Source organism: Bacillus sp. FSL K6-0042, from assembly GCF_038006685.1.
GTDB lineage: Bacteria > Bacillota > Bacilli > Bacillales > Bacillaceae_G > Bacillus_A > Bacillus_A pseudomycoides.
On record NZ_JBBOVS010000001.1, the window covers coordinates 2,008,284 to 2,022,722 of the forward strand.

Annotated in this window: 12 protein-coding genes; 5 read left to right on the forward strand and 7 right to left on the reverse strand. The window is 35.7% G+C overall.

The genetic code is table 11. From position 1 onward, the window contains the following. Positions 1-8 precede the first annotated feature (8 nt). Both MHH45_RS10430 and MHH45_RS10435 read left to right on the forward strand, forming a co-directional pair. Positions 9-500: a YajQ family cyclic di-GMP-binding protein gene (locus MHH45_RS10430; protein WP_016113758.1), complete on the forward strand. Its 492-nt coding sequence runs from the start codon at positions 9-11 to the stop codon at positions 498-500. A 74-nt stretch (positions 501-574) separates the two neighbouring features. Next, the gene (locus MHH45_RS10435; protein ID WP_229161490.1) at positions 575-715 is read left to right on the forward strand and encodes a hypothetical protein; all 141 of its coding nucleotides are present in this window, start codon (positions 575-577) and stop codon (positions 713-715) included. A gap of 126 nt (positions 716-841) precedes the next feature. Here the strand turns inward: MHH45_RS10435 and MHH45_RS10440 are convergent, their stop codons facing one another. Both MHH45_RS10440 and MHH45_RS10445 read right to left on the reverse strand, forming a co-directional pair. Next, the gene (locus MHH45_RS10440) at positions 842-1,198 is read right to left on the reverse strand and encodes a hypothetical protein (RefSeq protein ID WP_016113757.1); all 357 of its coding nucleotides are present in this window, start codon (positions 1,196-1,198) and stop codon (positions 842-844) included. A gap of 402 nt (positions 1,199-1,600) precedes the next feature. Next, positions 1,601-2,881: an alpha-amylase family glycosyl hydrolase gene (locus tag MHH45_RS10445; protein WP_044880790.1), complete on the reverse strand. Its 1,281-nt coding sequence runs from the start codon at positions 2,879-2,881 to the stop codon at positions 1,601-1,603. A 247-nt stretch (positions 2,882-3,128) separates the two neighbouring features. Between MHH45_RS10445 and MHH45_RS10450 the strand changes: the two genes are divergently transcribed. Beyond that, on the forward strand, positions 3,129-4,391 hold the full coding sequence (locus MHH45_RS10450) for an ammonium transporter (RefSeq protein WP_016113755.1): 1,263 nt from the start codon (positions 3,129-3,131) through the stop codon (positions 4,389-4,391). 480 nt (positions 4,392-4,871) lie between these two features. Here MHH45_RS10450 and katB read toward each other — a convergent pair whose 3' ends face one another. The 4 genes from katB to MHH45_RS10470 all read right to left on the reverse strand — a co-directional run bounded on the left by katB (position 4,872) and on the right by MHH45_RS10470 (position 10,854). Continuing rightward, positions 4,872-6,338 (reverse strand): catalase KatB, encoded by a 1,467-nt coding sequence (gene katB / locus MHH45_RS10455; RefSeq protein WP_088094161.1) that lies wholly within the window; start codon positions 6,336-6,338, stop codon positions 4,872-4,874. A gap of 57 nt (positions 6,339-6,395) precedes the next feature. Beyond that, the gene (gene hemH, locus MHH45_RS10460) at positions 6,396-7,358 is read right to left on the reverse strand and encodes a ferrochelatase (protein WP_088094160.1); all 963 of its coding nucleotides are present in this window, start codon (positions 7,356-7,358) and stop codon (positions 6,396-6,398) included. An 800-nt stretch (positions 7,359-8,158) separates the two neighbouring features. Further along, a complete protein-coding gene (locus tag MHH45_RS10465; RefSeq protein WP_016131244.1) occupies positions 8,159-9,274 on the reverse strand; it encodes an N-acetylmuramoyl-L-alanine amidase family protein in 1,116 nt (371 codons plus the stop codon). Between the two features lie 452 nt (positions 9,275-9,726). Next, a complete protein-coding gene (locus MHH45_RS10470) occupies positions 9,727-10,854 on the reverse strand; it encodes an N-acetylmuramoyl-L-alanine amidase family protein (RefSeq protein ID WP_016131243.1) in 1,128 nt (375 codons plus the stop codon). A 191-nt stretch (positions 10,855-11,045) separates the two neighbouring features. Here MHH45_RS10470 and MHH45_RS10475 point away from each other — a divergent pair, with 191 nt between their 5' ends. Further along, the gene (locus MHH45_RS10475; RefSeq protein ID WP_229161488.1) at positions 11,046-11,528 is read left to right on the forward strand and encodes an Ig-like domain-containing protein; all 483 of its coding nucleotides are present in this window, start codon (positions 11,046-11,048) and stop codon (positions 11,526-11,528) included. Positions 11,529-11,568: 40 nt separating this feature from the next. Here the strand turns inward: MHH45_RS10475 and asnB are convergent, their stop codons facing one another. Next, the gene (asnB, locus tag MHH45_RS10480) at positions 11,569-13,422 is read right to left on the reverse strand and encodes an asparagine synthase (glutamine-hydrolyzing) (protein ID WP_016132587.1); all 1,854 of its coding nucleotides are present in this window, start codon (positions 13,420-13,422) and stop codon (positions 11,569-11,571) included. A 272-nt stretch (positions 13,423-13,694) separates the two neighbouring features. Between asnB and MHH45_RS10485 the strand changes: the two genes are divergently transcribed. Beyond that, positions 13,695-14,249 (forward strand): DUF2777 domain-containing protein, encoded by a 555-nt coding sequence (locus tag MHH45_RS10485; protein ID WP_016113749.1) that lies wholly within the window; start codon positions 13,695-13,697, stop codon positions 14,247-14,249. Positions 14,250-14,439: the final 190 nt, after the last annotated feature.

Consider the following 14,439-nt stretch of genomic DNA (forward strand, 5'->3'; position numbering starts at 1 on the left):
TGCTTACTATGGCAAAAGATAGTTCTTTTGACATCGTTTCAAAAGTAGAATTACCAGAAGTAACAAATGCTATTAACATCGCATTAAAAGAAATTCAAAATCGTTATGACTTTAAAGGAAGCAAAAGTGATATTAAATTAGAAAAAGAAGTAATCGTTTTAACTTCTGATGATGAATTTAAATTAGATCAAGTAAAAGATGTTCTTATTTCAAAACTAGTTAAACGCGAAGTACCAATTAAAAACTTAGACTACGGAAAAGTAGAAAGCGCCGCTGGTAACACAGTACGTCAACGCGCAACGTTGCAACAAGGTATCGATAAAGAGAACGCTAAGAAAATTAATAACATTATTAAAGAGTTAAAATTAAAAGTGAAAACACAAGTACAAGATGATCAAGTACGCGTAACAGCAAAAAGCCGCGATGACTTACAAGCAGTAATCGCAGCAGTTCGTAGCGCTGATTTACCAATCGACGTACAGTTCATCAACTATCGTTAATAGAAAAAACTCTATAAAAGTACAATGACAGGCATAATCACCGTTTTGCAGGTGTTACGAAAGAAGTAATCCCAGTGCATAACAGTCATATCCATACAATATTTTTAAATACTAATTTTTTTAATCATCATTATGAAGTAATAATAACAAATTTTGTTATTCTGGTTGGGAATGAAAAAAAGATACATCCCAACCAGAATAACTACATTAGATGACAACTGCATTTATGAAGCAGAATTCATTACTTTAATCGGCCGATTTCTCTTATACATTCATAAATAGCACAGAAAAAGAATCTAAGTTTAATCCTACAGAGAGTTTTTATTGATCAGTAATAGTTACTACAGAATTTGCGTTAATTCTGTATTCAAAACTCGTTGTGCAGTAATAATAACACCCTGAGCAGTTACTCCATAAACACTGTATATGCCACCGTTTTGATTAGGAACAATTTCAACTTCATATTGGTCTGCTTGTCCCAAAGTAGAGTGAACTAAACTTAGAATTACAAGAGTAGAAGCATTAGCAGCTACAGTAAAGTTTCTCTGTTCGATTAATGTTCTTGTACCATCAAGTCTAAAAGATCGAAGTACCCCATTAAGTGTACCTCCAGTACGATTGAGGATTTTAACCTTAGCTCTATTTGCATTAGCAGGCTGATTTCCTACGTTTTCAATTGGCCCAGTAGTAAAAGGCATTTTAAATTCACCTCCTATTAACTAAAAAGATTCATAACCTGCAGATTACATATTCATCATATTCAATATTATGTTAGAATGCTTTAAACCAATTAATCAATTTACTTTAAAAAGATACATCCACATATTTTTTCGATGAAGGAAATCTCACACATACCTTTCTTGTTTCTATATACGCTATCAATCTGATCCACAAAACTCTAAGACAATTCCACCTTAATTCATCCTGTATCACTAATAAAAAACATATATTCTCGTCATAATATCTACTGTTGCATTTACAATAGAATAGATGTCATCTCATAAATAAAAAAGTACACTACTCACGAATTAATAGTGTACTAGAAAATATATATTATCCATGAATTGAAGAGATACACTGTCAATCTATCCACTTTCATTTTATAGAGTAGAAGATTTTTTCTTCTTTACAGCAATTAAAAAAGCAATAAATAACACATTCATACCAACTAACAAAGAGATAAAGATCCAATTAATCCCCGTTTTTTCTCTAACTTGATATACATTTGCTTCTTCTCGCTTCAATACGAGATAATAATTCCCATCTTCTTCTCTAATGATTTCATCTTCCAATAATCCCTTTAATTCTCGATTTTCTCCTATCTCATTTGCCGAAAGTGAAACTTTTTGTGTCTCTTTCGTGTTGTTAATTGCAACAAGTGTCACTTCATCTTTATACGTCCTTTTTAGCACACTCATCCCAGTCTTATCATATAGCAACTCAAATGTCCCACGGCGAAGAGAGGGGAATTTTTGACGAATCTCTCCCAATCTCGTTACATACTGTAAAAACTTTTCATCTGTTTTAAAATCCATTAAGCGGCGATTATCTGGCACTCCCCCGCCATCAAGCGCAATTTCCGTTCCGTAGTAAACAATCGGCATCCCTGGTGTTGTATATAAATAAGTAAGCGCAAGTTTTAAACGAGCCGGCGGATAATATGCGTTCTCTTTCGCGATTCTGACAAACCGCTTTGTGTCTTGATTATCTAAAAAATTACTTGTTACTTTACCATTTTCTATTAAACTAACGTCATAAAGTGGTTTAATAGGTGTATCCGTTTTCGTAAAGATATCTGTTATGTGCTTATAGTACTCATTATGTATACCCTCTCCCTCATCAGTCATAACGAGGAAATCTTTTTTTATTCCTTGAACACTTTGTTTTACTGTATTTAAAAAGGCACGAGATATTTCTTTACTATGCATAAGATAACTTCCATCTATGTTTGCTTCTTTCATCCACCATTTTATCGAATCAATAAGCGTTTCTTGCTCTTTTTCTATAACAAATTGAAACACCACTTTCATATCTCGTTTATGCGCTTCTTGTACAAGTTGTTTCACATCTTGCATTGACCCAAAATGTTCATTCACTTTTTGCAAATCAACCGTACCATACCCATCATACGTTTCACCTTTAAAAATTGGCGAAAGCATAATAGTAGTGAATCTCATCTCTTTTATGTAATCAATTCGCTTTACAATCCCTTGTATATCTCCCCCTTGGTATCTTTCTAAATTCCCTACATCAAGCTGTTTATCATTTTTTGCATCTCCATTATTAAAGCGGTCAACCATAATAGAATATACTACTTCATCTTGCCACTCTCTTTTTTCTTCCGCTAATGTATGTATAGGCGCTAAGAAAGCAAATACCATACAAAAACAAATCAACACTCCTCTTCTCCATATCTTCTTCACATAATATCCCCCAACTTCTTTTTAATTGTAAGAATAGTATATCAATTTTCCGAACAAACCGCACTTACACAAACACCATGTTAGGTTTTCTTACATGATATTTTAAATTTTCTGAAAAATATGTTGATTTTTTATTAATTATTGAATATGATATGAAAAATAACATTAAATGTAACATTTTATAACATTATAGGAGGGGAAAAGAATGAACATGGGAGATACTGTGTTTTTATTTTTAGCGACGGTAATGGTTATGATTATGACGCCAGGTTTGGCACTTTTTTACGGCGGGATGGTTCGTAGCAAAAACGTGCTGAGTACAACGATGCATAGCTATAGCGCGATGGCGATTGTTTCCATTCAATGGATTTTTATCGGTTATTCTTTATCATTCGGGCCAGATTGGAATGGCGTCATTGGTACATTAGATTGGTTCGGCTTACAAAACGTAACTTTTACACCAAACGCAGACTACTCCGCTACTATTCCTCACAATTTATTTATGATGTTTCAACTTATGTTTGCAATCTTAACACCAGCGCTAATTTCAGGAGCATTCGCTGAAAGAATGCGATTTTCTGCTTTTCTCATTTTTATCCTTCTTTGGACGACAATCGTTTATAATCCCGTTGCCCATTGGGTATGGGGCGTTGGCGGATGGCTTCGCGAACTTGGCGCATTAGATTTCGCCGGTGGTAACGTTGTCCATATCACATCTGGCGTTGCCGGGCTTGTACTAGCGATTTTTCTCGGTAAGCGAAAAGACGTAAACGGATCTTCCCCTCACCATTTACCATTTACACTTTTAGGCGCGGGCTTATTGTGGTTCGGCTGGTTCGGATTTAACGTCGGCAGTGCCCTTACACTAAACGACGTAGCACTGACCGCATTCATTAATACAAATACCGCTGCCGCAGCTTCTGCATTAACATGGATCTTAGCAGAGTGGTTCTTCCAATCAAAACCGACGGTAATGGGAGCAGCTTGCGGCGCTGTATCAGGCCTCGTTGCTATTACACCGGCTTGCGGATTCGTCACTCCTTTCTCCGCTCTTTTAATCGGGGCGATCGGAGGCGTTCTTTGCTTCGGAGCTGTCTTCTTTTTAAAGCATAAACTTGGATATGATGATGCACTTGATACATTTGGATGTCACGGCGTGGGTGGTACATGGGGTGGTATTGCAACCGGGCTATTTGCAACCACTTCTGTAAATAGCGGCGGCGCTGATGGATTGTTTTATGGAAATGCTGCACTTCTTTGGAAACAGTTCACTGCAATTGGAGCGACATATGCTTTTACAATCGTGATGACATACACCATTATTAAAGGAATTAGTTTCTTCCTTCCCGTTCGCGTACATGAACATGAAGAGCAAATGGGACTCGATATTTCGATGCATGGTGAGAAGGCTTATGAATATAGCGAGAAATCACTAGGCGAAGTGGCAATACAAAAAGAGGCTAAATGATGCATTTTATAAGTATATAACTTTTATAATAGAAAAAGGTTTATCTCTTTTTAATACGAGATAAACCTTTTTATTTGTTACCTCAGGTACTTATCGTCTATGTTTTATTAGAGTACGTATCCAAAAAGCAGACCTTCGGAAGGCTATGTCTGAAGGCGGAATGATCGGCCTCAATCCATGAAGACCATGAATTTCAGGGTAATAGACTGGGGCTTCTCCAGTTATTAATCTTTAATTTTAAGTTCCCTTTTCTTCTTCATAATAGCGATTTATATGTCGAAAAAACAAAATGGATTTATATAATCGATACACGATATTCTCATTCATCTCTTTTTAAATCCGCATTTAGAAAGTAAAAAATCTAATAAAAAATAAAGCTCTTATAAATATTTTAAAACAAAATACGACTGAAAATTCAGTCATCCTTTGTTATTCATCATATTTGTAGACACATACAGCAGTTTAAATTTGAGAATGTTATTACTTCGCAGGATTTCCTACGTACGCTGAAATATCAACGTTTAATGCTTTCGCTAAGCGCATACCATACTCACGATCTGCACGGAAGAAGTTACAGATTGCAAGTAATTTCGTTTGTTCATGCACATCTTTTAAATCATTTGTTAAGTTGGCAATTAAGTTGTCTTGTTCTTCTTTAGAGAATGAACGGTAACGCTCACCCGCTTGCTTAAAGTCGTTTGGTTTATCAATTTTTTCACGAGATACGTACCCTTCAAGCTTCATAGTTGAATCACGGTAATTAGGATCTTCAACTGGATTTTCAGCATGTCGACTTGGCTCGTAGTTAATTGTTGATGGTTGTTGATTCATTTGCATCGCACCATCACGTTGTTGATTGCGAACAGCTGCATATGGGCAGTTTACTGGAATTTGTAAGTAGTTCGCACCAAGACGGTAACGTTGTGTATCCGGATAAGAGAATAAACGTCCTTGTAATAATTTATCTTCAGATGGTTCAATACCAGATACAGTCGCACTTGGAGTAAACGCAGCTTGCTCTACTTCTGCAAAGAAGTTTTTCGGGTTACGATTGAGGGTCATTGTCCCTACTTCCATTAATGGGAAGCGATCTTCTGGCCATACTTTTGTTGGATCTAATGGATCAAAGTCTAAAGAATCCATTTCATCTAATTGCATTACTTGTACGTGAAGATCCCATTTCGGATAATTACCTTTTTCAATCGCATCAAATAAATCACGAGTTGCATGGTTGAAGTCTTTCCCTTGTACTTCTACCACTTCTTTTGCACTCAAGTTACGAACACCTTGCTGTGGTTTCCAGTGATATTTAATATAAACAATTTTACCTTCTGCATTAATCCATTTAAATGAATGTACTCCAAACCCTTCCATTTGACGATAGTTTGCAGGAGTTCCGTAATAAGAGAATACCCAAGTCATCATATGCGTAGACTCTGGAGACAATGTCATGAAGTCCCAGTAACGATCTGGCGTTTGAATATTTGTATCTGGTGCTGGTTTTAAGGAATGCACCATGTCAGGGAATTTAATTGCATCACGAATGAAGAAAACAGGTAAATGGTTACCAACGATATCATAGTTTCCTTCTTCTGTATAAAACTTCACAGCGAAGCCACGTGGGTCGCGAGCTGTTTCCGGAGAACCTTGCCCATGAATAACCGTTGAGAAACGAACGAATACAGGTGTTTCTGTTCCTTCATTTTGTAAAAATGCTGCTTTTGTATATGCTTTCATGCTATTTTTCGTTACGAAAACACCATGAGCACCCGCACCACGTGCATGTACAACACGCTCTGGAATACGTTCACGATCAAAATGAGCAAGCTTTTCTACTAAATGATAATCTTCTAATAATACCGGTCCACGACGACCAGCTGTACGAGAATTTTGGTTATCTCCTACTGGAGCACCTTGGTTTGTTGTTAAGCGATCATTTGGATTCATCAAGGGAAACCTCCTATTATTTCATAATAATAATTACTTATTTAAAATTATTATAAATTAATTATTATTCAAAATTATTTTTTTGTCAATTATTTTATTCGCTTTTTTGGAAACAATTTCTACTAAACAATCAATAAATGATTCTTTTGCATTTGGCATAGCCGGTCTGAAATAGCGTGCACCTAATTCATCTGTCACAACTTTACATTCATAATCGTTGTCATACAACACTTCTAAATGCTCAGCCACAAACCCAACTGGACAATACACAAAAGTGTTATAACCATGCTTTTCATATAAATCTTTCGTTAAATCTTGTACATCTGGTCCAATCCATGGATCTGGTGTATTTCCGGCACTTTGCCAGCCGATTGTATAATTTTGAATCTTCGCTGCTTCAGCAATTAAATCTGCCGTATGCTGCAGTTGCTTCACATATGGGTCTCCTGCTGCAATAATTTTCTCTGGTAAACTATGCGCTGAAAAAATTACAACAGCTTTCTCCCCGTCTGTAATTCTAGCAAATGTTTCTTTTATTTGATTTGCCCAATACACAATAAATTTCGGTTCTTCGTACCATTGCTCAATCGGCTCTATAACAGGACCATTTATGTTCTCAGAAATCTTTTTGGCACGCTCGTTGTATGCTTTAATACTAAAAGTTGAATAATGAGGTGCGAGCACCATACTAATTGCTTCCTCAATACCGTCCTGCTTCATCTCTTCCACAGCATCTTCAATAAATGGAGCAATATGTTTTAGTCCCAAATAACATACAAATTCAAATTCTGAAAAACGCTTATTTAACTCATTTGTTAATTTTCTAGCTTGTTCCTTTGTAATTTTCGCAAGCGGTGAAATACCACCAATCGCTTTATAACGCCCAACTAACTCATCAAGCGCTTCTTGAGATGGCTTACGCCCATGGCGAATATGTGTATAATAATATGCCTCTACATCCTCTAGTGACTCTGGAGTTCCGTACGCCATCACAAGTAAACCTATTTTCTTCTTATTCATCTATATTCACCTCAATATCGGAAATGAGAATCTTTTTCAAGAACATTCGTTTCCAGTATACCAATCGATAATGAGTATATCAAAATAATAATTATAAATAAATATTATTTATAATATGATTTTTAATTTTATTTGACAATTTATTTAATAAAAGTTACCACGTTTTCGTTTTATCATTTCTAAAATAAGGGGTAGCACCAAATTGCTAGCAAGTTAAGAAATTCGTTGTTTCCCATTAAACCTATATATTTCTATAAGTTAAAAGAACCCATTTTGAAAAAATTGATCAAAATGGGTTCTTCAATTTTCAGTACAGATGAATTTTTGTAAAAAAATCACGAAACTTTATTTCAAATCTACATTGGGATTAAAGCATCATTTTTGCACAGCGAAACATGTTGAGATCTCATTATAGACGGTACAACCCTCCAAAATGCCCATGTGCATATTGAAAACTAGATATATTATAAGGTTCGATAACCTCACTTATAACTATCTATCAAAGAGTTCTTACATATAACTCTAACTTTTTTAACATCCTATATCTCGCTTATTAGCTCCAGTGCCAAACTGTTGCAGTAATTGGGAATCATGCGTTTGCTAAATGAGGAATTGATTCATTAACTATATTTACGATCGGATAGATCTCTATCCTTAGAGGGCCTGTCCCTTTTTATTTCTCTTCTATTGATTCATAGAAAATAATAAAGAAGACACTCTAACAAGTGTCTTCTTTCATTGTAACAATCTCTTAAAATATGTATCTAGTATCATACATACTCATTTTTAAAAAACTTTCATTACATCATAACGCCATTATCTTTAAACGAATACCATTTTCCATCAATGAAATGTTTACCTATCGCCATTGCACCGCTAGACTGTAAATAATACCAATTTCCATCTTTTTGTAACCAGCCTGTTTTCATCGTGCCATCTGTATTCAGGTAGTACCATGTACCATTATCTTGCACCCAGCCTGTTGTCATCGGGCCATCATAAAAGTAATACCATTTCCCGTTATAACTTAACCAACCTGCGTGGCTTGCTCCACTTTTCTCATCAAAGTAATACCATTCACCATCCACTACTTTCCAGCCTGTTACCATGGATCCATCTGGATTGAAGTACCAACAAGTACCTCCTTCACACATTTTCCCTGTCCACATGGCGCCATTGTCAGCAAAAACGTAGCGCTTTCCTCCTTCATCTAACCAACCTTCGTCCCACCCATTTGCTGAACTTTTCATTGTGCCATTTGCATTTAAGTAGTACCAATTCCCATTATCTTCAATCCAGCCTGTTTGCATCTTACCACCAATGAAGTAGTACCAGCTTCCTTTATAGCTTAGCCAACCATTATAACTAAGCCCCTTATCGTTAAAGTAGTACCACTTATTATCAATTAAAGTCCAACCTATTGCCATTGATCCATCTTCGAGAAAATAGTTACCTGTATGATGTTCTCCAATCCAAGCTTTTGTAAACATCTGCCCATTATCTGGATTTAAAAAATAAGTTTTTCCATTATATTCAAGCAATCCGTGTTGTAGCTTTCCACCTTGATGTACATAATACCACTTTCCACCATACTGAACCCAACCTTTATTGGCATACATTGCACCGTCTGCTCCTAGTAAGTAACCTTCATATTGATATACAATATAACCTGTTTGCATTTTTCCGTTTCCATCAAAGTAATACCATTTTCCCCCATCACTTAACCAGCCTGTTTGCTTCACACCATTTTGATTATAGAAATACCATGTATTCCCCTCTTTTACCCACCCTGTTTTCTGCATTGCTTGTTCTGTTTTTGGAGCAATCTGTTTCACAGCTTCTTGGTTTTCAGCATGAGATACTGCAGGCACTACAAACATTGCAGACATTAAAATTGGTACAATAGCTTTCTTCATTTTATATTTCCTCCAAATAATAGATAATTTTTACTTTCATTTCCACAAGAAGAATTATATTATGATATATTAATATAATCAACACATTTTTGTAACGAAAATGTAATATTTTTAATTTCTCAGAAATAAAGATAGATGAATAACCAACATGCTAGAAAATTACCATGCTTCGAATTTTTCAATGAAAATAATCTTTACATTGATGCGGATATGATATCCCTCATCACTGTGGAACTTCAATCAGTAGAGTTTTCTTCATTCCCCTACTGATTATTAGCCCACACGAATCGAATTTTCACAGGCAGCTGATCCCTCATTTAGCCAAAGAAGATCTTACTGCCCTCAAATAGCGGGATAAACAGAAAAAAAGATACCTAACAAGTGTCTTCTTTCATTATAAAAGTCTCTTAAAATATGTATCTAGTATCCTACATACTCATAAAAAACTTTCGTTACATCATAGCTCCATTATTATTAAATGTATACCATTTCCCATCGATGAAATGTTTACCTATTGCCATTGCACCGCTAGACTGTAAATAATACCAATTTCCATCTTTTTGTAACCAGCCTGTTGTCATCGGGCCATCATAAAAGTAATACCATTTCCCGTTATAACTTAACCAACCTGCATGGCTTGCTCCAGTTTTATCATCAAAGTAATACCATTCACCATCCACTACTTTCCAGCCTGTTACCATGGATCCATCTGGATTGAAGTACCAACAAGTACCTCCTTCACACAATTTCCCTGTCCGCATAGCACCACTGTCATCAAAAAAGTAGCGCTTTCCTCCTTCATCTAACCAACCTTCGTTCCACCCATTTACTGAGCTTTTCATCGTGCCATCTGCATTCAGGTAGTACCAATTCCCATTATCTTCAATCCAGCCTGTTTGCATCTTAGAAGCCACAAAGTAATACCAGCTTCCTTTATAACTTAGCCAACCATTATAAGTATTAAAATGTATCCCACTTTCTTTGAAATAATACCATTCATTATTAATCAAATTCCAACCAGTTGCCATGGATCCATCATCAAGAAAATAGTTACCATCTGGATGTGAACCTAACCAAATGTTCTTTTGCATTTTGCCACTCTCTATAGCCATGGAATATGCCTTACCGTTATATTCAAGATAGCCCTCGTGTAGGTCTCCCCCTTGGTGAACGAAATACCATTCTCCTTCGTACTGAACCCAGCCTTCGTTCGTATATAACGCACCGTCTGCTCCTAATAAATAACATGAACCTTGATTAAAAATATTACCCGTTTTCATTGCTCCACTTTCATCAAAGTAGTACCACTTTCCTCCATCACTTAACCAGCTATTACTTTTCATTGCCCCATCCGCATTCAAGTAATACCATGTACCATTATCCTTTAACCACCCTGTTTTCTTCACACCATTTTGATCATAGAAATACCATGTATTTCCCTCTTTTGTCCACCCCGTTTTCTGCATTTCCTGTTCTGTTTTTGGAGTAAGTTGTTTTACAGCTTCTTGGTTTTCAGCATGAGATACTGCAGGCACTACAAACATCGCAGACATTAAAACTGGTAAAATATTTTTCTTCATTTTCCATATCCCCCAAATAATGAATAATTTGTATTTTTATTTCCATAAAGAGAATTATATTACGATATCCTAATATAATCAACACTTTTGTAATATAATTGCAATAGTTTTAATTTATAAGTAACAAAAACCACTTAAGGGTAATTTTAATTACTTTTTTGTTACATTCATATTTTAAAAGTCACTATTTCTTGGAGACACTAAAAGTAGATGGAAAGTTAGAGCAACAAATTGATATTAGTAAAATAACAGGTACAATGGATACGAATTACACAACAAAAATCGGTGTAGATGGCAAAGGAACTTTATTCGGCAACAACTTTAACGCAGCATTAGATGAAGTATCAATTCTAAAAAAAGCAGGAACAGCTGAAGATGCGCAAAAGATGTATCAGTCCGCTCCTCCTATCTCTGTTACTAACATTTCAATTGATCAACCAACTGTACAATTAAATGTTGATGGCTACACATATTTAAAAGCTGACATCAAACCTTCAGCTTCAGCTGCAACAAATAAAAAAGTGACTTGGAAAAGTAGTGACTCGAGTATCGTTGCACTTGAAAATCAAAATGATACGATCAACGCAAAAGCTTTGAAGCCTGGACGTGTTGTTTTAACTGCATCGACGGAAGATGGAAACTATAATAAATACGTTTATATTCAAGTTAAATAGCGAAAAAAAGCGGCTCACAATGATTGTAAGCCGCTTTTCACTACTCTTTAATATTTACTCCATACTCCTTAAACCACACATGAATTTGTGCCAAATGTGCCAATAGTTGTGGCCCGGTCATCAACTGGCCAAACCACGGCGTTTGAAACGCACTACCACCTGATTGAATCAACCCTTGTAATTGTTCTTTATCAAACAACTCATGCAAAATTGAGTTTTTATCCGTTAAAAGATTCTGTAACCATACTGTTACTGCTTCTGTGTAGTGCGGATTGTGCGTTTTGGGATACGGACTTTTCTTTCTATATAATATATCATTCGGTAATACACCTTCTAATGCTTTACGTAATAGACCTTTTTCGCGATTTTTATACATTTTCATTTCCCAAGGAATATTCCACGCATATTCGACAAGACGATGATCCGCAAATGGAACACGTACCTCTAAACTCGCCCCCATACTCATGCGATCCTTTCTGTCTAATAATGTCGTCATAAACCAAACCATATTCAAATAAAATAATTGTCGTCTTTTTGCTTCAATTGTACTTTCTCCTTCTAACACCGGTACTTCCTGTATTGATTCTTCATAACGCCGCTGTACATATTCTTGCAGTTTTAATTTATCACGCCATTTTTTTTTCAGAAGTTGTTCACGCGCCTCTGTAGAACGCATCCACGGAAATGCACTTGATTGCAAATCATCTTCCCGGTAAAACCATGGATAACCTCCAAAGATTTCATCGGCACATTCGCCCGACAAACCGACGACAAAATCTTGTTTAATTTCTCGGCAAAACCATAATAATGAAGAATCGATATCTGCCATACCAGGTAAATCGCGAACGAGTACTGCTTCTGTTAAATACTCCGCTAACTGTTCATTGGAAATCACACAACGGTGATGAATTGTACCAAATGTTTCTGTCATCAAATCAATAAATGGTGCATCTGAATTTGGTTGAAAAGCATTTGCTTTAAAATATTTTTCATTATCTTCATAATCAATCGAATACGTATGCAACTTCCCTTTCCCTTCTCTTTCATATGCCATTGCCGCAAACGCTGTAATGGCACTTGAATCTACCCCACCCGACAAAAATGTACATAACGGTACATCTGAAACCAATTGTCTTGTAATTGCATCCTTAAGCAGGAACCGTACTTGTTCTACTGTTTCTTCAAATGAATGTTCATGTTTTTTACTCTCAACATTCCAATAGCGCCATATACATAAACCATCTTTTGAAAAAGTAAGAACATGACCTGGACGTAGCTCTTGAATTCCTGCATAAATACCATGTCCAGGTGTTCGAGACGGTCCTAACCCAAATATTTCTGATAGTCCCTCTGTCGTAACTTCTGTCTTTACATCTGGATGAGCTAAAATAGCTTTTAATTCTGAAGCAAACAATAATCTTCCGTTTTCATATTTATAAAATAATGGTTTCACACCTAATCGATCCCGTGCAATAAACACTTGTTCTTTTTTCTCATCCCAAACCGCAAAAGCATATATTCCATTTAAATGATTCACACATTCTTCTTTCCATTCGATATAAGACGCTAATAATACTTCCGTATCAGAATGCCCTTTAAATCTATAACCTCTTTGCATTAATTCTTTACGAATATCTTCTGTATTATAAAGTTCCCCATTATAACAAATTGTGTAATACTCTTCTTCTTTCATACATGTACATGTCATCGGCTGTTTCCCACCTTCAGGATCAACCACAATTAAACGTTTATGCCCAAAAGCAACATGCCTTTTGATCCAGACATTCGTATCATCTGGACCGCGCTTTGCAAGTGTTTCTGCCATCTTCGTAACCGTTTCTCTTTCACCTTCTAACGACCGCTTATAATCAATCCATCCTGTAATCCCGCACATATAAATCATCCTTCCTATCCTATATCCGTATAACTTTACTCCGTTCAAAACCCAAATAGAACCAAAAAGGCTGAACTGAAACAACTGCACGTAAAAGCCTAATTGATGAGGGCTAACGATCCAGACGGAATTTCTCCGTCCAGATAAAAAATTCACTGTATGAAGCATGTTTTTATTCTATGCCCACCTTTCTTTAGGTGTTCCATAGTTATAAAGAATGCCTGAACTGTCTATAACAGGAATAACTACTTCTATAAAAGGAGAAATCACGAATGAAACAACGCAAACATATTTTGTATAATCAACCGCGTGCTCATACAATTGGGAATGTGGAATATATAAACAATGAATGGATATTCTTTGATGATGAAAATGATGAAGCATTTTTGCTTGAAGATATTATTGAAGATGGATTTGAAGTTTTATATAACAACAATTGGCTACCGGCAAGATTCTACGAACAAAACATATTACAAATTGCAAATGAACATCATCCATTGCAAAATGGTGAAATGATACGAATTCGTAAAAAATTACTACTCAGTTATCATGAATGGTTAGAAGAACTATCCGATTCCGCTTTTGCGTTATTTGCAGAAACATTGCAGTCCTTCAATTATTCTTTATATGACTGTATATATTGTCATAATTTCTTATCGTTTCAGCCGAAAGAAGGGCCTTGTGAAGGTGTAAACCTGCTATTATTTGATAACGAAAAAATGATTTGCTCGTTGCACCATCATTACGTTCGGTATTCCACTTGTAATAAGAATATATTTCAATTTACAAAAACAAACGGGGAACAACTACATATAGAATCTACGTGAATACAAAAATAAGAAGAATCACTCATTCTCTATAGAACGAGCGATTTTTTTATTTTTGTTACAATAGCTATACCTCGTCTCTATCTTTTCCGTAATCAAACCTCATAAATGTATTTCATTTCATATAAGTTCAAATTTGACAAACCATTAAAGAAAAACCATCTTATTCTCCTTTACAGAAAAATAAGAT

Coding starts and splice junctions, on each gene's coding strand:
- MHH45_RS10430 (WP_016113758.1), top strand. CDS start 9: ATGGCAAAAGATAGTTCTTTTGACATCGTTTCAAAAGTAGAATTACCA.
- MHH45_RS10440 (WP_016113757.1), bottom strand. CDS start 1,198: ATGCCTTTTACTACTGGGCCAATTGAAAACGTAGGAAATCAGCCTGCT.
- MHH45_RS10445 (WP_044880790.1), bottom strand. CDS start 2,881: ATGGTATTTGCTTTCTTAGCGCCTATACATACATTAGCGGAAGAAAAA.
- MHH45_RS10450 (WP_016113755.1), top strand. CDS start 3,129: ATGAACATGGGAGATACTGTGTTTTTATTTTTAGCGACGGTAATGGTT.
- katB (WP_088094161.1), bottom strand. CDS start 6,338: ATGAATCCAAATGATCGCTTAACAACAAACCAAGGTGCTCCAGTAGGA.
- hemH (WP_088094160.1), bottom strand. CDS start 7,358: ATGAATAAGAAGAAAATAGGTTTACTTGTGATGGCGTACGGAACTCCA.
- MHH45_RS10465 (WP_016131244.1), bottom strand. CDS start 9,274: ATGAAGAAAGCTATTGTACCAATTTTAATGTCTGCAATGTTTGTAGTG.
- MHH45_RS10470 (WP_016131243.1), bottom strand. CDS start 10,854: ATGAAGAAAAATATTTTACCAGTTTTAATGTCTGCGATGTTTGTAGTG.
- asnB (WP_016132587.1), bottom strand. CDS start 13,422: ATGTGCGGGATTACAGGATGGATTGATTATAAGCGGTCGTTAGAAGGT.
- MHH45_RS10485 (WP_016113749.1), top strand. CDS start 13,695: ATGAAACAACGCAAACATATTTTGTATAATCAACCGCGTGCTCATACA.